The following is a 14786-nucleotide window of genomic DNA, read 5'->3' on the forward strand; positions in this document are numbered from 1 at the left end:
CTGGTCAGGGCGCTGGCGCGGCAGGTTCCGGCTCAGCGCTTAGCGAGCGCGTTACGGGATTCGTTGAGGCGACGCAGGACGGTGCCGTCGTACAGGTCGGAGCCGACCTGGACGCTGACACCACCGAGGACCTCGGGGTTGACCGACTGCTTGACGGTCACCTCGCGACCGTAGATGGCAGAGAGGCGGGCGACCAGGCGCTGCTCCTCCTCCGCACCCAACGGGGCTGCGACGGTCACGTACGCCACCTGTCGGTCCCGCTGGTCGGCGGCGAGCTCGACCAACCGGGTGAGCGCCCCGACGAAGGAGCGCCCGCCGAACCCGCCGAGCGCCACCTCGACCAGCCGGACGGTGACCGGGCGGGCCTTGCCGGCGAGCAGCTCACCGGCGAGGGTGGCCCGCTGCGCGGACGGGGCCGCCGGGTCCGAGAGCACGTTGGAGAGCGCCGACTGGCCGGCCACGACCTGACCGAAACGGAACAGCTCGTCCTCGACCTCACCGAGGTCGCCCGCCTTGTCGGCGGCGGCCAGCAGCGCGGCCACACCGAGCCGCTCGGCACCGTCGAGGAGCTCCGACGAGGCCGACCAGCGGTGGGAGACCAGGGTGGTCAGCAGGTCGAGCGCGTCCCCGCCGACCTTCCCGGTGAGGATTCCGGCGAGCAGGTCGGCCCGGTCCGTACCGGAGCGGGCCGGGTCAACGAGGGCCCGGCGCAGCCGTGGCTCGCGCCGGAGCAGGTCGGCGACGGAGAGAAGGTCTTCGGCGGTGCCGGCCACCGCCGAAGACTCCGCACCCCGGACGTACTCGTCGAGGCGGTCGGCCGCGATCTTGTACGACTCCCGGCTGGTGGCGGCCTGCATCAGCGGGCCCCCGCGCTCTCGAGACCGTCCAGGAACCGGTCGACCGTGCCGGCGCGGCGCGCCTCGTCGGCGAGGGACTCACCAACGATCTTGCTGGCCAGGTCCACCGCGAGCGTGCCGACCTCGGTACGCAACTCGCGCACGATCGTGGTCCGCTCGGCGACGAGCTGCTCCTTGCCGGCGGCGATGATCCGGTCGGACTCCTCCCGCGCCTTGGCGAGGATGTCCTGCCGGATGCCCTCCGCGTCGGCCCGGGCGTCGTCCCGGATCCGGGCCGCCTCGGTGCGCACCTCGGCCAGCTGGGCCCGGTACTGCTCGAGCAGCTGGTTGGCCTCGGCCTGAGCAGCCTCAGCGCGCTTGAGGCCGCCCTCGATCGCGTCCACCCGCGCCTGGTACATCGTCTCCATGCGCGGCATGACGAACTTCAGCAGCACGAAGACCAGTAGGGCGAAGGCGATGGTCCCGACGACGAGCTCTTGCCAGATCGGCAGGATCGGGTTGTGCCCTTCGGCGGCGAGATACATGTCAGACCTCCGGGTCGGGGAAGGGTACTCGTCAGCCGATGGCGAAGGCGAGCACCAGGCCGAAGAGGGCGAGCGCCTCGACCAGGGCGAAGCCCAGGACCAGCCAGGTGCGGTTGAAGCCGGCGGACTCCGGCTGGCGGGCGCTTGCCTGGATGTAGGCCGCGAAGACCAGCGCGACACCAATGCCGGGGCCGATGGCGGCGAGGCCGTAGCCGACGGTGTTGATGCTGCCCTCGATGGCGGCGAGAACGTCCATTGCGGGTATTCCTCCTAGCTCGCACGTGAGGTCTCACGCGTTCGGGGTTTGTACCAGAAGCTTGGTCGGGCCGGACGGCCCGCCGAGCAGGATCTCAGTGCTCCTCGGCCAGCGAGGTGCCGACGTAGTTAGCGGACAGCGTGACGAAGACGTATGCCTGCAGCACCGCCACCAGCGCCTCGAAGAAGGCCATCACGATCGCCATCGCGAAGGAGAAGACCGAGGTCACTTGAACGAAGAGGTTGTCCGCGGAGAGCATCACGAAGCCACCGACGGTGAAGACCAGCAGGAGCAGGTGACCGGCGAACATGTTGGCGAAGAGCCGGAGGGCCAGGGTAACCGGCCGCACGACGAAGTTCTGTAGGAACTCGATCGGGATCAGCAGGAAGTGCATCGGCCACGGCACGCCCGGCAGGATCAGGCTCATCTTGAGGTACTTCAGGAGACCGTGCTTACGGACCCCGACAGCGAGGTAGAGCACGTAGGAGATCGCCGAGAGCACGATCGGGAAGGCGATGTGCGCGTTCGGCGAGATCTGCAGCCCGGGAACGATGCTGAAGATATTGGTGACCAGAATGAAGCTGAACAGCACCGTGAAGTAGGGGGCGAACCGGATGCCGGCATTGCCCATCTGCTCCCGGGCGATGTTGTCCCGAACCAGCCCGTAGACCGACTCGGCCAGCCACTGCCCCTTACTGGGGACCAGCTTCGGGTTCCGGTAGGCGGTCATGTAGAAGACGATCACCAGCCCGACGGCCAGCCAGACCATGAGGGTGAACTTCGTGACCCACGGTCCAGCCACCGCTGGCGGATAGAAGTCATTGACGCTGGGGGGCCAGGGAAGGTCCTGGGCGACGACCAGCTGTCCGCTCACCGTGTCATCCTCCACACTCGACAGACCGGCGCGTGCCGAACACTCAGGCACCGAGCCTCTTCATGATCAGGTAGATCGCTGCGGCTGCGCCGAGCATCATGCCGACGGCGATCCCCACGCCGGCCGGCACGCCGAGGAAGCCCTCTGCCAACCAGCCGAGAAATCCCCAGACCAGGATGCCGGCGAGAAGGTAGCCAAGCACGGCACCCGCCACACCCTCCGACGAGTGCGCGTCGGACGGTTCGCGGTCTGGGTTGTCGGCCATTACGACGCGTACATTAGCAGCCGCAGCACGCAGGAGTGTGCGGCACCCCCCACACTGCAGGGCGGCGTGCGGGCGCGGCTGGCGCATCAATCCGGGCCAGCCTACTCCTGTCCGACACACCGCATAGGACATCAAAACGGCGGATAGACGCCAGTCGTCCGGGTAGGGCCGTCCGGCCACTCAGCTCCGCGACGACGAGTCAACTGTGGGTAGTGGCGCGCGGAGAGCCCAGGTCAGGTGGGCGGCCGTCCAGACCACCACGGCGACGATGATGGCCACCCCCATGTCCGGCAGCCCGGCCCAACCAGTCCCGGCGACCGCCGCCATCACCACGCCCAGCACCACAATCTTCGTGACGTAGGTGACCAGCCCAACCGACATGATCAGCTGCGGGTTGACCGCATCTGCCCAGGCCACCGAGAGCCCGGAGACCAGGTAGCTCACGACAACGAGCGCGATCCCCGCCGCCACCGCGGCCGCGGAGGTGGCACCCCGGACGGCCGCCGCGGCCGGCACCGCGGCGACCGCGAGGAGGGCACACGCGGCCAGGGGCAGCCGCAGGTAGGGCAGCCGCGCGCGAATCGCGCCCGGCTCGCCCGCGGCCGGATCGGTCGCCCGCGGCTGGTCGTGGTCCCGCCCCTGGCAGGTCGGCGTCGTCTCGGTGTTCACAGCACCACAGTCTATTGGTCCCCGCGCCGGCGGCCGCGCGGCGCCAGCGGAAACGGTGTGACGGGGCACACCGACGAGCGCCTCCCGCCCCGGGGGGAGAGCATAGGCCCCCCATCGGCGAGGACGCCCGCGCCCGGGGTGCGCTACTCCCCGGTCCGGGCAGGGGTGACATCGAAGGCGGTTACCTCGCTCGGCGGGACGAAGTCTCGAACCGGCTGCCCCCGTAGAGCGAGGGACATCAACTCCGCCACCCCGTCGGCCATCCGCGCCTGGACCGCGTGCCCCACCGCATCGTGCGGGTCGTCCGGGTTGGTGGCGATCGCCGCCACCGCCAGCTGCGGCGTGACCGCGACGATGGACTCCGTTCCGTACCCCTCCGAACTGCCGGTCTTGCCGGCGACCGGGCGTCCCAGCCGGGAGCGGAGCTCCGGTGCGGTACCCCCCTCACAGCCCTGGTACATCGACTGATCCCCGACCGGACAGCGCGCGGCGTCCACCGCGGCCCGGGCCACGTCCCGGGCCACGACCTGCCGGCAGTCCGGCGACCCGGCCGCGACCGTCCGCCCGGCCGCGTCGGTGATCCGCACCACCGGCAGCGGCGCGCACCACCGCCCCTCGGCCGCGATGGTGGCGTACGCGTTCGCCAGATCCAACGGAGTCGTGGCCGAGACACCCAACGTGAACGGGCCCCACGTGCGGACACCGTGCCGGGCCAGCTGCTCGTCGCTGGGCGCCCGGAACACGATGCCCAGCCGCTCGGCCATCTCCACCACCCGATCCGCGCCGACCCGCTCGGTCAACCAGGCGAAGTACGTGTTGACCGACTTCCCGAACGCACTCCACATGGTGTGCTCACCATCGACCGACGAGCTGGCGTTGCGGGGGCACCACCTTCCGTCACAGCTCGTCGGACCGCTGATCGGGAAGTCGGTGACGATTCGGTCGGGCGCGTCGAACACCGTGTTCAACGGCAGCCCGGCCTCCACCGCGGCCAGCACGGTGAACAGCTTGAACGTGCTCCCGCCCTGATAGCCCTGGATTGCGCCGCCGCCCGCAATCAGCTGATTGACCGTGTTCGGGCGGTTCTTCCACCCGGCCGGGTTCGGCTGTACGCCGTAGGTGCGGTTGACCGCCATGGCGAGCACCCGCCCGGTTCCGGGCTGGACCACGGCGGTCGGCAGCGCGTGGCGGTGGTTCGCCGAGTAGATCTGCCGCACCTGCTCGATCGCGGCCTGCTGCACCGCCGGGTCCAGGGACGCCACAATCTCGTAGCCGCCCCGGCGCAGGGCGAGCTGCCGCTCGTCAACCGTCGATCCGAACGCCTCCTGCGAATTCCACCAGCGGGTGAACCAGTCGCAGAAGAAGCCCCAGTCGTTCTGCTCCGCCGGCACCGCCGCGCAGTCGTTCGGCGTCTCGGTGGGCCGCAGCCGCAGCGGCTCGGCCGCCACCCGGGCCGCCTCGTCCGCCGCGAGCTGACCGGCCTCGACCAGCTGTTCCAGCACGTACGCCCGGCGTTGCCGCGCGGCATCGGCGTCCCCGTTGAGCGGGTCGTCGGTGTGTGGGGACTGGACCAGCCCGGCGAGCAGCGTCGCCTCGGCCAGGTTCAGGTCCGCCGGCGACTTGGAGAAGTAACGCTTACTCGCGGCCGCCACCCCGTATGCGCCGGCACCAAAGTAGGCGATGTTGAGGTAGCGGGCGAGGATCTCGTCCTTGCTCAGCTCCCGCTCCAGTGCCAACGCGTACCGCACCTCCTGCACCTTGCGCGCGGAGGTGACCTCAGTGGCGGCCCGGCGCTGCTCCTCGGTCAGACGGGGGTCGCTGGCCAGAACGTTGCGGACGTACTGCATGGTCAGGGTGGACGCCCCCTGCCGGACCGCACCGCCGCGCTGGTTGGCGGTGAACGCCCGGACCACGCCGCGCAGGTCCACCCCACGGTGCTGGTAGAAGCGGGCGTCCTCGGCGGCGAGGATCGCCTGACGCATCACCGGGGCCACCTCGTGCAGCGGCACATCCACCCGGTCCTCCTGGTAGAAGGAGGTGATCAACGTGCTGCCGTCGTTGGCGTACAGGTTGGACCGCTGTGGGGTCGGCGGCGTACGCAGGGTGTTCGGCAGCTCCGTGTAGGGCGCGGCGAGCGCCGAGAGGCCGACTCCGTACACCAACGCGGCGGGCAAGGCCGCCACCGCGAGCCCGAGACCGGCCAGAAGGCCGGCGAGCAGGACTGTCATCAGCTTGTTCAGGTGTGCCCGGGTCATCAGCTCTCCCCGCAGGAGCCGGCAGGACTCCTCAAGAATGACCCGAATGCGCCTCTTGTCCGCCTCGTTCCGCCGCCGGGTAACCCAGGTGGGTTACGGCAACAACGCCGCCGCCAACGGACGCACCGTCTCCTCGACCTCGTCGGCGACCCGGCCGAAACACTGGTCGCCCCGGCCCCACGGGTCGTCGAGGTCATCCGTGGGGAGCGGCCCGGCCCCCGCCCGAACGGCGTTGACCGCCTCGACCAGCGCCACACCGCGCGTGTACACAGCGGTGGGGCTCGCTCCGGCCGCCGGCAGACCAGCCAGGTCCACCGCGGGCAACAGACGACCGAACTCACCCAGCACGAAGGTGCGGGAACCCGCGTCCGGACGCAACACCGACACGAACTCCTGCTGATCGGCGGTCGCGGTGAGCACCAGGTCAGCGCCGTCGATATGCTCCGAACGCAGCTTTCGGGCCGCGAACCCGTCGGTGCCACCGCCCCGCCCGGCCACCTGTCGGGCCGCCGGTGGATTCATCTCCTCACCGGCGTGCCAACCGCCGGTGCCGGCGCTGTGACTGTGCAGTAGCTCGTCGGCGAGCCCCGGTGCGGCGTCGCCGTGCCGGGCCAGCCGCACCTGGACAGCCAGGACCAGCAGCCGCTCCGCCATCGGAGAGCGACAGATGTTGCCCATACACACGTGGAGAACGGTAAACGGCGGCACTCAGGCCACCCGGTTCAAGTCGATATCCGGCACCACATCCCGCAGCCGGTCCAGCTCGATCGCACCGGCGCGGAGCAGCTGGGGCACCGGCCCGGTCAGGTCCACGATCGTGCTCGGCACCGGATCCACCGCCGGACCCGCTTCCAAATACGTGCGCACCGAGTAGGCGAGCTGCCCACGGGCCGCCTCGGCGGTGGTGGCCGCGGGCAGACCAGCCGTGTTCGCCGACGCCACCGCCATCGGGCCGGTCTCCCGGAGGACCTCCAGCGCGACCGGATGCAACGGCATCCGCACCGCGATCCGGCCCGAGGTCTCCCCCAGATCCCAGCGCAGGCTAGGCGAGTGCTCAACCACGATGGTCAGCGCACCTGGCCAGAAGGCCGCCACCAGATCACGGGCCGCGCTGGGCAACGAAAAGACCAGACCGTCCAGGGTGTGCCGGGAGCCGATCAGCACCGGCGGCGGCACCGGCTGACCACCCTTGGCGTCGAGCAGGGCCTTGACCGCGTGCGGAGTGAACGCGTCCGCCCCGATCCCATAGACCGTGTCGGTCGGCAGGACGACCAACTCGCCGTCGCGGATCGCCTTGATGGCTGCCGCGATGCCGCGGTCCCGGTCGGCGGGCGACCGGCAGTCGTAGAGCATCACGAGCAGCAGTCTGCCACGCCCGGGTCCGGGCGGTGTGCCGGCCGTACCCGGGCGGCGGACACGCGCGCTCCACCCCCGCCCCGCAGGTGGGCGAGTTCGCCGACCCACCCGCCGGCGCCACCGGGCTCTCACGCGTCCACCCGCCGGGTCGCGGTAGCGAATCGGGGCCGGCCGGCGAGGTCCGCGTGGTCGGCGATCGAGTCGTACCGGCCGTCCCCGGCCAGCAGCCCGGGTACCGCCGCACCCTGCGTGTCGTCGTGCTCGATCCCGAGCCGGCCCCCGGGCCGTAACAGCAGCGCGGCCCGGGACACCACCGGCCGGATCACGGCCAATCCGTCCGCACCGGCGAAGACCGCCGGCGCCGGATCGTGCTGGCCGACCTCCGGCGGCACCACCACGTCCACCGGAACGTACGGCGGGTTGCACAGCAGCACGTCCACCTGACCCAGGAGGTCGTCGAGCAGATCCGGCACCGTGACATCCGCGACCACCACCTCAACCGGCCGATCGCCGGCGGCGGCCCGGCTGGTCGCGTTGCGCCGCAGCCACGACAGCGCCGCCGGGGAACGCTCCACCGCGACCACCCGGGCCGCCGGGACCTCCTGCGCCACCGCAAGGGCGATCGCCCCGGAGCCGCTGCACAGGTCCACGACCAGCGGCGCCGCCTCCCGGCGTGCCTGCTCGACGCCCCACCCGGCGAGCAGCTCCGTCTCCGGACGAGGCACGAAGACGCCCGGGCCGACCGCCAGTTCGAGATGCCGAAACGGTGCGCTGCCGGTGAGGTGCTGCAACGGTTCCCGGCCGGCCCGCCGGGCCACCAACGCGTCGAACCGGCGACGCTGGTCCGGGTCTAGCCCGTCGGCCAGCGCCAGCCGTCCCCGTGGCACCCCCAGCACGTACGCGGCCAGCACCTCCGCCTCCCCCCGGGGCCCCTCCACCCCGGCGTCGGCCAGCAGCCGGGCGGCCCGGACGACCGCTCGGGTGGGTCGCTCCCGATTCGTCCCTTCGGACGGCTGTTGCGACAAAGTGCTCACGCCATAATCATGGGGCGTCACGCAACCGTCCACGAGCCGGTGCGGTCAGGCGCACACAGACAGGAGGTCGCGGGTGGGTTGGCTGGACCAGGTCGGCGACCAGGTTGACACCCTGAGCCGGGCGCGCGGGCTACAGGAGTCGAGCCGCTCCACCGAGGCCTACCGCATCCTCTCGGGCGTGCTCGCCACCACCAACGACCGGTACGCCCGGGCCGACGCCCTGGTGCAACGTCTCTCCGCGGTGGTCAACCTGGGCCGCACCGCGGAGTACACCCGGGCCATCGAGGAGGCCACCACCGCCGTCCGAGACCTCACCGAGCCATACCCGCACGGACACCTCCACGCGCTCGCCGCGCTCGCCGCCCACCATCAGGGCGCCCTGGACCGCTGTGTCATGCACCTGGTGCGGGCCGCTCGCGCGCTGGGTGCCGTCGAGGACCCCGACCAGGACACCGCCTGGGGCTGGCACGACCTCGCGATGGCCTACTCCTACCTCAGCTTCCACGGATACGCGCTGGGCGCGATCGAGCGGGCCCGACAGCTCGGGCTCGCCGCCGGCATCCCGGCGGAGACCTTCGCCGCCCCCGGCATCCGACTACGTAACGCCGTCGCGCTGGACCACACCGGCGACAGCGACGGCTGCCTGCGGGTGCTCCGCGACATCGCCAGCGACCTGGCGCAGTTCCTGCACGCCGGAGAGGCCGGGCGGCTCCGCCCGAGCAGCCTCGCCGCGTACGGCTACGCCGCAGCGCGGCAGGCCGCCCTGGGTGACCGACTGGAGGTGGGAACGAATGCCGCCCCAAACCGACTGCTCAGCCACGGCGGCGACAGTGCCCGGGCGCGAGACATGCGCCAACTTGGCGAGGTCTGCCTGGCCATCGCGGCCGACCGCCCGATCGAGGCGATCGCCCGACTGGACACCGTGCACGTCTCCACCGAGACCCTGGGTGCGGCCGAACCCGATCGGCTCCGCAGCATCGCGCACGGCCGGGCCGGTGAACACGTCGCCGCGCACCGGGCCGACCGGCGGGCGTTCCGGCTCGCCGCGCAGCGCAACAATCGACTTCGGGACGTCTACATCGACGGAATCGCCGCCCGCATCGACCACGAGGAGATGCGCCGCGAGGCCGCCCGCTTCGAGGGAGAGGCACTCACCGACCCGCTGACCGGGCTACCCAACCGGCGCCGGCTGGAACGGCACATCGCCACCGTGATGGCCCAGGGGAAGCGGGTGGTGATCGGCATCTGCGACCTGGACGGATTCAAGGCGGTGAACACGTGCCACGGGCACCACTCCGGCGACCTGGTCCTGCAGCGCGTCGCCGGAGTGGTCAACCGGGTGATGCGGCGCAACGACTTTGTGGCCCGCTACGGCGGCGACGAGTTCGTCGTGGTGCTACCCGGAACGAACATGGCCGAGGCGGAGGAGGTGGCGCGCCGGATCAGATCCGCCGTACGGACCGAGGACTGGGAGTCCCTCGTGCCTGGCACCCCGGTCGGGGTCAGCATCGGCTTCGCCGAGGTCGCCGCCACCGGCCCCGACGTACAGGATGCCCTGAGCGTCGCCTTCGAGACCGCCGACCGGGAGATGCTGCGCGCCAAGACCCGCCCCGCGCCTCCTGACGGCCTCGGGGCCGGGCCGGCAGACCGTTGACCGGGGCGAGCCGGCGGTGTCAGCGGCGGACCAGGTCCGCGTTGCCCGCCAGCCGGGCCGCCCGGTCGGCCTCGGCGAGCGCCGCCAGCACGCCGTCCAGCTCTCCGGCGAGGGCCAGGTCCAGGTTGTACGCCGTGTAACCGATCCGGTGGTCGGTGATCCGGTTCTGCGGGAAGTTGTAGGTGCGGATCCGCTCCGAGCGGTCCACCGTCCGTACCTGCGCCCTACGCGCGTCGGAGGCGGCGGCGTCGGCCTGCTCCTGCGCCACCGCCAGGAGTCGGGCCCGCAGGATCCGCATCGCCTGCTCGCGGTTCTGCAACTGGGACTTCTCGTTCTGGCAGGAGACGACGATGCCGGTCGGCAGGTGGGTGATCCGGACCGCGGAGTCGGTGGTGTTCACCGACTGACCACCGGGACCAGACGAGCGGAACACGTCGATCCGAAGCTCGTTCGGGTCGATCGTCACGTCGATCTCCTCGGCCTCCGGCAGCACCAGCACGCCAGCCGCGCTGGTGTGGATGCGTCCCTGCGACTCGGTGACCGGCACCCGCTGCACGCGGTGCACGCCGCCCTCCCACTTGAGTCGGGACCACACCCCGTTGCCGCCCTCCGGCACTCCCTTGCTCTTGATGGCCACCGAGACGTCCTTGACGCCGCCCAGGTCGGAATCCTGCGCGTCGATCACCTCGACCAGCCAGCCACAGCGTTCCGCGTACCGGGTGTACATCCGCAGCAGGTCGCCGGCGAAGAGCGCCGACTCCTCGCCCCCCTCCCCCGCCTTGATCTCGACGATGATGTCCTTGGCGTCGTGCGGGTCCCGCGGGATCAACAGCTCGGCGAGGCACTCCTCCAGTGCCGGCAGGGTCGCCGCGATCGCCTCCGCCTCGTCAGCGAAGGCGGGATCCTCGGCCGCCAGTTCCTTCGCCGCCGCCAGGTCGGCTCGGGCCTGCGCCAGCTCGGTGGCGGCCTTGTGTAGCGGCACCAGCTCCGCGTACCGGCGGCCGACTCGGCGAGCCAGGTTCTGGTCGGCGTGAATCGCCGGGTCGGCCAGCCGCTTTTCCAGCTCCGCGTACTCATCCAGAAGGGTGGCCAGACGCTCGCTACTCATGGACAGCTACTCCTTCGACAACGGCGCTGGACGGCGAGGCCCCGGAGTGGGGCGGAATACGGACGGCGCCCGCGCCCGGAGACAAGACCGGACACGGGCGCCGAGTTGGGCGTTACTTGCCCTTCTTGGCCTGAACCTTGGCGTACTTCTGCTGGAACTTGGCCACCCGGCCGGCGGTGTCCAGAACGCGCTGCTTACCGGTGTAGAACGGGTGGCAGGCGCTGCACGTCTCCACGTGGATGGAACCGCCCTTGGCGGTGCTGCGGGTGGTGAAGGTGCTGCCGCAGGAGCAGGCGACCTCAGTGGTCACGTACTCCGGGTGGATGTTGGGCTTCATGTCGCCTCGGTCCTCTCGTTGGTGGTCGCCGGGTCGCCCGGCCGCGGGTGTACGACGGATCGGGCGTGAACCGGAACCGGTGGCCGACTGACCAGTCTGCCACGGGGACAGGTCGGCTCGGTAAGCGGGCCGCGCCGCGCCACTGGCAGCGCAAACGTCGACCCGTAGCACCGCATTCCCCGATCCGCCGCCGAGCATTCGTCCCGGCGGTTCCGCTCCGGAGGTGCGACGACCCGATGCGGTGTCGCCGCCGCTACCGGCACCGGGGCACGACCACGCGGCCGCGCCCCGGACCGACCTGGGGCTCACTCCCCGGGCGTCGACTTCGCAATCTGCATCAGGAACTCGATGTTGGTCCGTGACTGCTTGAGCCGGTCCAGCAGCAGGTCCAGCGCGGCCTGCGAGTCCAGCGCGTGCAGCACCTTCCGGAGTTTGTGGACGATGGCCAACTCCTCCGGCGCGAGCAGAATCTCCTCCTTACGCGTGCCGGACGGGTGGATGTCGATGGCCGGGAAGGTCCGCTTGTCGGCGATCTTCCGGTCCAGCTTCAACTCCGCGTTGCCGGTGCCCTTGAACTCCTCGAAGATGACCGTGTCCGCCGTCGAACCGGTCTCCACCAGCGCGGTGGCGAGGATGGTCAGCGAACCGCCGTTTTCGATGTTGCGGGCCGCACCGAGGAACCGCTTGGGCGGGTACAGCGCGGTGGAGTCGATACCACCCGACATGATCCGGCCGCTGGCCGGCGCCGCCAGGTTGTACGACCGGCCGAGCCGCGTCACCGAGTCCAGCAGCACGACCACGTCGTGGCCCAGCTCGACCAGCCGCTTCGCCCGTTCGATCGCCAGCTCGGCGACGGTGGTGTGGTCCTGCGGCGGACGGTCGAAGGTTGCCGCGACTACCTCACCCTTCACCGACCGCTGCATGTCGGTGACCTCTTCTGGACGCTCGTCCACCAGCACCACCATCAGGTGGCACTCCGGGTTGTTGTGGGTGATCGCGTTCGCGATCGCCTGCAACACCATCGTCTTACCGGCCTTGGGCGGCGAAACGATGAGCGCCCGCTGACCCTTGCCGATCGGCATCACCAGGTCGATCACCCGAGTGGTGAGGATGTGCGGCTCGCTCTCCAACCGCAGCCGCTCCTGCGGGTAGAGCGGGGTTAGACGATAGAACTCCGGTCGGCGCTTCGCCTCCTCCGGCTCCATCCCATTGATGGTGTCCAGCCGGACCAGCGGGTTGTACTTGTCGCGCCGCGGCTCGCCCTCCCGCGCCGCGCGGACGGCACCGGTGATCGCGTCACCGCGCCGCAGACCGTACCGCTTGATCTGGGACATCGAGACGTAAACGTCATTCGGCCCGGCCAGGTAGCCGGTAGTCCGGACGAAGGCGTAGTTGTCGAGCACGTCGATGATGCCCGCCACCGGGACGAGGACATCGTCCTCGCTGACCTGGGGCTCCCGGCCGCCATCGCCGTCCCGGTCACCACGGCCGCGCCGACGGTCCCGGAAGCGGCTGCGCCGACCACGCCGACCGCCGCCCTCGTTCTCCTCCTCGCCGTCGTTGTCACGCTGACCCCGCTCGTTCCGGTCGCCGCGCTCAGCCCGGTCGCCGCGGTCGCCGCGCTCAGCCCGGTCACCACGCTCAGCCCGGTCGCCGCGGTCGCCGCGCTCAGCCCGGTCACCACGCTCAGCCCGGTCGCCGCGGTCGCCGCGCTCAGCCCGGTCACCACGCTCAGCCCGGTCGCCGCGCTCGCCGCGCTCAGCCCGGTCACCACGCTCAGCCCGGTCGCCGCGCTCGCTCCGGTCACCGCGCTCAGCCCGGTCCCGGCCACCGCGGCCCTCACTCCGCTCCCGGCGTTCGCCGGACTCGGCCCCCTCCGGTCGCGTCTCGGCGCGGGCCTCACTGGCCTCGCTGACCGCCCGGCTACGTCGGCCACGGGTGCGGCCGGTGGTCGGCGTGGTCGGCGTGGTCGGCGTGGTTGTCGACGGCTCGGCGGGACGCGACTCGGTCTCCGGCCGCTCACCCGACTCCCGAACCTCCGCGTGAACCTCCCCCCGGGCGGGGGCCGCAGCAGCCGCAACCTCGGCCCGCGGTCGAGGGGTTCCGGTGGCTGCCCCGCCACTCTGGCGCTCGGTGATCGCGCTGATCAGCTCACCCTTGCGCATGCGAGCCGTGCCCGAGATGCCGAGCGACGCGGCCAGGCTCTGAAGCTCCGGCAGCAGCATCGCCGACAGACCGGTGCCGCTACGCCGGCGACGGGTGGGAGCAGCGGTCGTGGCATCGCCAGCGACGTTGGAAACATCCGACGTCACGTCGGTGGTGTCGCTCAATGGAATCCTTCCCTCGATAGGCCGGGACTGCCCGGGATCGACATACAGGTGGCCGGGCGGCCTCGGTGCACCCGCCTCGCATGGACGCGTCGCGGGAGATGGTGACACAGCAGCCGGTCGCCTTCCCGACTCACCGAGGTGATGAGGACGGGCTCGCCGTCTGCCGCGACCGGTGCGCACTGCGGTGCGGCGTGTCTAGGCAGGGGTGACGGGCAGACCGCCGACAGCTTCGGGGGTGCGCCGACCCGCAGGAAAATCGCGTGCTTCGCGGCTGTGCTAAGTCTAGAGCGTAATCAACTCTTCCGACCTGCGGCAACAGGATCCCGCTCCGCGTGTCCCAGTCTACCCCGCCCGACCCGGGCGCCGTGCACCTCTACCGGCAACGACCACACCTGCCAGTCTGGCCCCGTCACCAGGTCGGCGGGGGGATGACGCAGGGCCAGCACAGTCGGGCCGGCCCCAGACACCACCGCTGGCACATCCGCCGCGCGTAGCTCGGCAACCAGCGCGGCCGTCGCCGGCATGCTCTCGGCCCGGTAGTCCTGGTGCAACCGGTCAACCGTGGCCGGCAGCAACAGCTCCGGTGCGACGCTGAGCGCATGGACCAGCAGTGCGGCCCGGCCAGCGTTCTGTGCCGCGTCCTGGTGCGGCACCGTGGCCGGCAGCGCGGCCCGCGCGGCGGCCGTGAGCCCCCGCTCCGTCGGCACGAACACCGTCGGCCGAACCCCGGCGGCGACCGGAAGCGACACCGCTCGGGCGCCCTCCGGCTCGGTCCACGCGACGGTGCACCCACCCAGCAGGCAGGGCGCCACATTGTCCGGGTGGCCCTCGAGCTGGGCCGCGAGACGGAGCACGGCGGCGTCGTCCAGCCGTTGCTGCCCGTCGGGCACCAACGCTCGGGCCAGCAGCACCCCGGCGACGATCGCCGCCGAGGACGAGCCGAGGCCACGCGCCTGGGGGATCCGATTGACGCACTCCACCGTCAGCCCCGCTGGCTGGCCGCCACACTCGGCGAAGGCGGCCCGCATCGCGCCCACCACGAGGTGCCGCTCGTCGCTGGGTAGGTCACCGGCGCCCTCGCCGACCACCTGCACCGTGACACCGCCAGCGGTAACCTCGGCGCAGACATCGTCATAGAGTCCAAGGGCGAGCCCGACGGCGTCGAAGCCTGGCCCCAGATTGGCGCTCGTGGCAGCGACTCGCACCCGGACCGGGCCGGGCATGAAGTTGGTGGACACGCGCTCATGCTAGGACCGCGCACCGACGT

Annotated in this window: 15 protein-coding genes; 1 reads left to right on the forward strand and 14 read right to left on the reverse strand. The window is 71.2% G+C overall.

Annotated elements, in window-relative coordinates; genetic code table 11:
* Nucleotides 1-32: 32 nt before the first annotated feature.
* The 10 genes from SALPAC6_RS0104195 to prmC all read right to left on the reverse strand — a co-directional run bounded on the left by SALPAC6_RS0104195 (nt 33) and on the right by prmC (nt 8090).
* Nucleotides 33-857, reverse strand: a complete 825-nt coding sequence (locus SALPAC6_RS0104195) for a F0F1 ATP synthase subunit delta (protein WP_018252191.1) — start codon at nt 855-857, stop codon at nt 33-35.
* Nucleotides 857-1381 (reverse strand): F0F1 ATP synthase subunit B, encoded by a 525-nt coding sequence (locus SALPAC6_RS0104200; protein ID WP_018252192.1) that lies wholly within the window; start codon nt 1379-1381, stop codon nt 857-859. Before SALPAC6_RS0104200 ends, SALPAC6_RS0104195 begins: the two co-directional genes overlap by 1 nt.
* A gap of 31 nt (nt 1382-1412) precedes the next feature.
* Complete coding sequence (atpE, locus tag SALPAC6_RS0104205) at nt 1413-1637, reverse strand: ATP synthase F0 subunit C (RefSeq protein WP_018252193.1); 225 nt, start codon at nt 1635-1637, stop codon at nt 1413-1415.
* Nucleotides 1638-1731: 94 nt separating this feature from the next.
* Nucleotides 1732-2511 carry a F0F1 ATP synthase subunit A gene (gene atpB / locus SALPAC6_RS0104210; RefSeq protein WP_020493536.1) on the reverse strand — a complete coding sequence of 260 codons (780 nt, stop codon included), beginning with the start codon at nt 2509-2511 and terminating at the stop codon, nt 1732-1734.
* Between the two features lie 43 nt (nt 2512-2554).
* Entirely contained in the window at nt 2555-2776 is a 222-nt protein-coding gene (locus SALPAC6_RS0104215; protein ID WP_018216786.1) for an MATE family efflux transporter, read from the reverse strand.
* Between the two features lie 180 nt (nt 2777-2956).
* Nucleotides 2957-3445: a hypothetical protein gene (locus tag SALPAC6_RS0104220; protein ID WP_018252195.1), complete on the reverse strand. Its 489-nt coding sequence runs from the start codon at nt 3443-3445 to the stop codon at nt 2957-2959.
* A gap of 143 nt (nt 3446-3588) precedes the next feature.
* Nucleotides 3589-5700, reverse strand: coding sequence for a transglycosylase domain-containing protein (locus SALPAC6_RS0104225; protein WP_018252196.1), 2112 nt, complete (start codon nt 5698-5700; stop codon nt 3589-3591).
* Between the two features lie 93 nt (nt 5701-5793).
* Entirely contained in the window at nt 5794-6408 is a 615-nt protein-coding gene (locus SALPAC6_RS0104230) for an arsenate reductase/protein-tyrosine-phosphatase family protein (RefSeq protein ID WP_026189308.1), read from the reverse strand.
* The gene (locus tag SALPAC6_RS0104235) at nt 6409-7053 is read right to left on the reverse strand and encodes an L-threonylcarbamoyladenylate synthase (RefSeq protein ID WP_018252198.1); all 645 of its coding nucleotides are present in this window, start codon (nt 7051-7053) and stop codon (nt 6409-6411) included.
* Between the two features lie 131 nt (nt 7054-7184).
* Complete coding sequence (prmC, locus tag SALPAC6_RS0104240; RefSeq protein WP_020493537.1) at nt 7185-8090, reverse strand: peptide chain release factor N(5)-glutamine methyltransferase; 906 nt, start codon at nt 8088-8090, stop codon at nt 7185-7187.
* 73 nt (nt 8091-8163) lie between these two features.
* Between prmC and SALPAC6_RS0104245 the strand changes: the two genes are divergently transcribed.
* On the forward strand, nt 8164-9744 hold the full coding sequence (locus tag SALPAC6_RS0104245) for a GGDEF domain-containing protein (RefSeq protein WP_018252200.1): 1581 nt from the start codon (nt 8164-8166) through the stop codon (nt 9742-9744).
* A 19-nt stretch (nt 9745-9763) separates the two neighbouring features.
* Here the strand turns inward: SALPAC6_RS0104245 and prfA are convergent, their stop codons facing one another.
* The 4 genes from prfA to thrB all read right to left on the reverse strand — a co-directional run bounded on the left by prfA (nt 9764) and on the right by thrB (nt 14757).
* Nucleotides 9764-10852 (reverse strand): peptide chain release factor 1, encoded by a 1089-nt coding sequence (gene prfA / locus SALPAC6_RS0104250; protein ID WP_018252201.1) that lies wholly within the window; start codon nt 10850-10852, stop codon nt 9764-9766.
* Between the two features lie 112 nt (nt 10853-10964).
* On the reverse strand, nt 10965-11189 hold the full coding sequence (rpmE, locus tag SALPAC6_RS0104255) for a 50S ribosomal protein L31 (protein WP_018252202.1): 225 nt from the start codon (nt 11187-11189) through the stop codon (nt 10965-10967).
* 305 nt (nt 11190-11494) lie between these two features.
* Entirely contained in the window at nt 11495-13519 is a 2025-nt protein-coding gene (rho, locus tag SALPAC6_RS0104265; RefSeq protein WP_018252203.1) for a transcription termination factor Rho, read from the reverse strand.
* Nucleotides 13520-13812: 293 nt separating this feature from the next.
* Complete coding sequence (gene thrB / locus SALPAC6_RS0104270) at nt 13813-14757, reverse strand: homoserine kinase (RefSeq protein ID WP_018252204.1); 945 nt, start codon at nt 14755-14757, stop codon at nt 13813-13815.
* Between the last annotated feature and the right edge of the window lie 29 nt (nt 14758-14786).

The organism is Salinispora mooreana, from assembly GCF_000379065.1.
GTDB classification, from domain to species: Bacteria; Actinomycetota; Actinomycetes; order Mycobacteriales; family Micromonosporaceae; genus Micromonospora; species Micromonospora mooreana.

Bases quoted from the DNA above. Each gene is read 5' to 3' on its own strand.
- rpmE (WP_018252202.1), bottom strand. From the start codon at position 11,189: ATGAAGCCCAACATCCACCCGGAGTACGTGACCACTGAGGTCGCCTGC.
- SALPAC6_RS0104200 (WP_018252192.1), bottom strand. From the start codon at position 1,381: ATGTATCTCGCCGCCGAAGGGCACAACCCGATCCTGCCGATCTGGCAA.
- atpE (WP_018252193.1), bottom strand. From the start codon at position 1,637: ATGGACGTTCTCGCCGCCATCGAGGGCAGCATCAACACCGTCGGCTAC.
- SALPAC6_RS0104235 (WP_018252198.1), bottom strand. From the start codon at position 7,053: ATGCTCTACGACTGCCGGTCGCCCGCCGACCGGGACCGCGGCATCGCG.
- SALPAC6_RS0104225 (WP_018252196.1), bottom strand. From the start codon at position 5,700: ATGACCCGGGCACACCTGAACAAGCTGATGACAGTCCTGCTCGCCGGC.
- SALPAC6_RS0104195 (WP_018252191.1), bottom strand. From the start codon at position 857: ATGCAGGCCGCCACCAGCCGGGAGTCGTACAAGATCGCGGCCGACCGC.
- prfA (WP_018252201.1), bottom strand. From the start codon at position 10,852: ATGAGTAGCGAGCGTCTGGCCACCCTTCTGGATGAGTACGCGGAGCTG.
- SALPAC6_RS0104215 (WP_018216786.1), bottom strand. From the start codon at position 2,776: ATGGCCGACAACCCAGACCGCGAACCGTCCGACGCGCACTCGTCGGAG.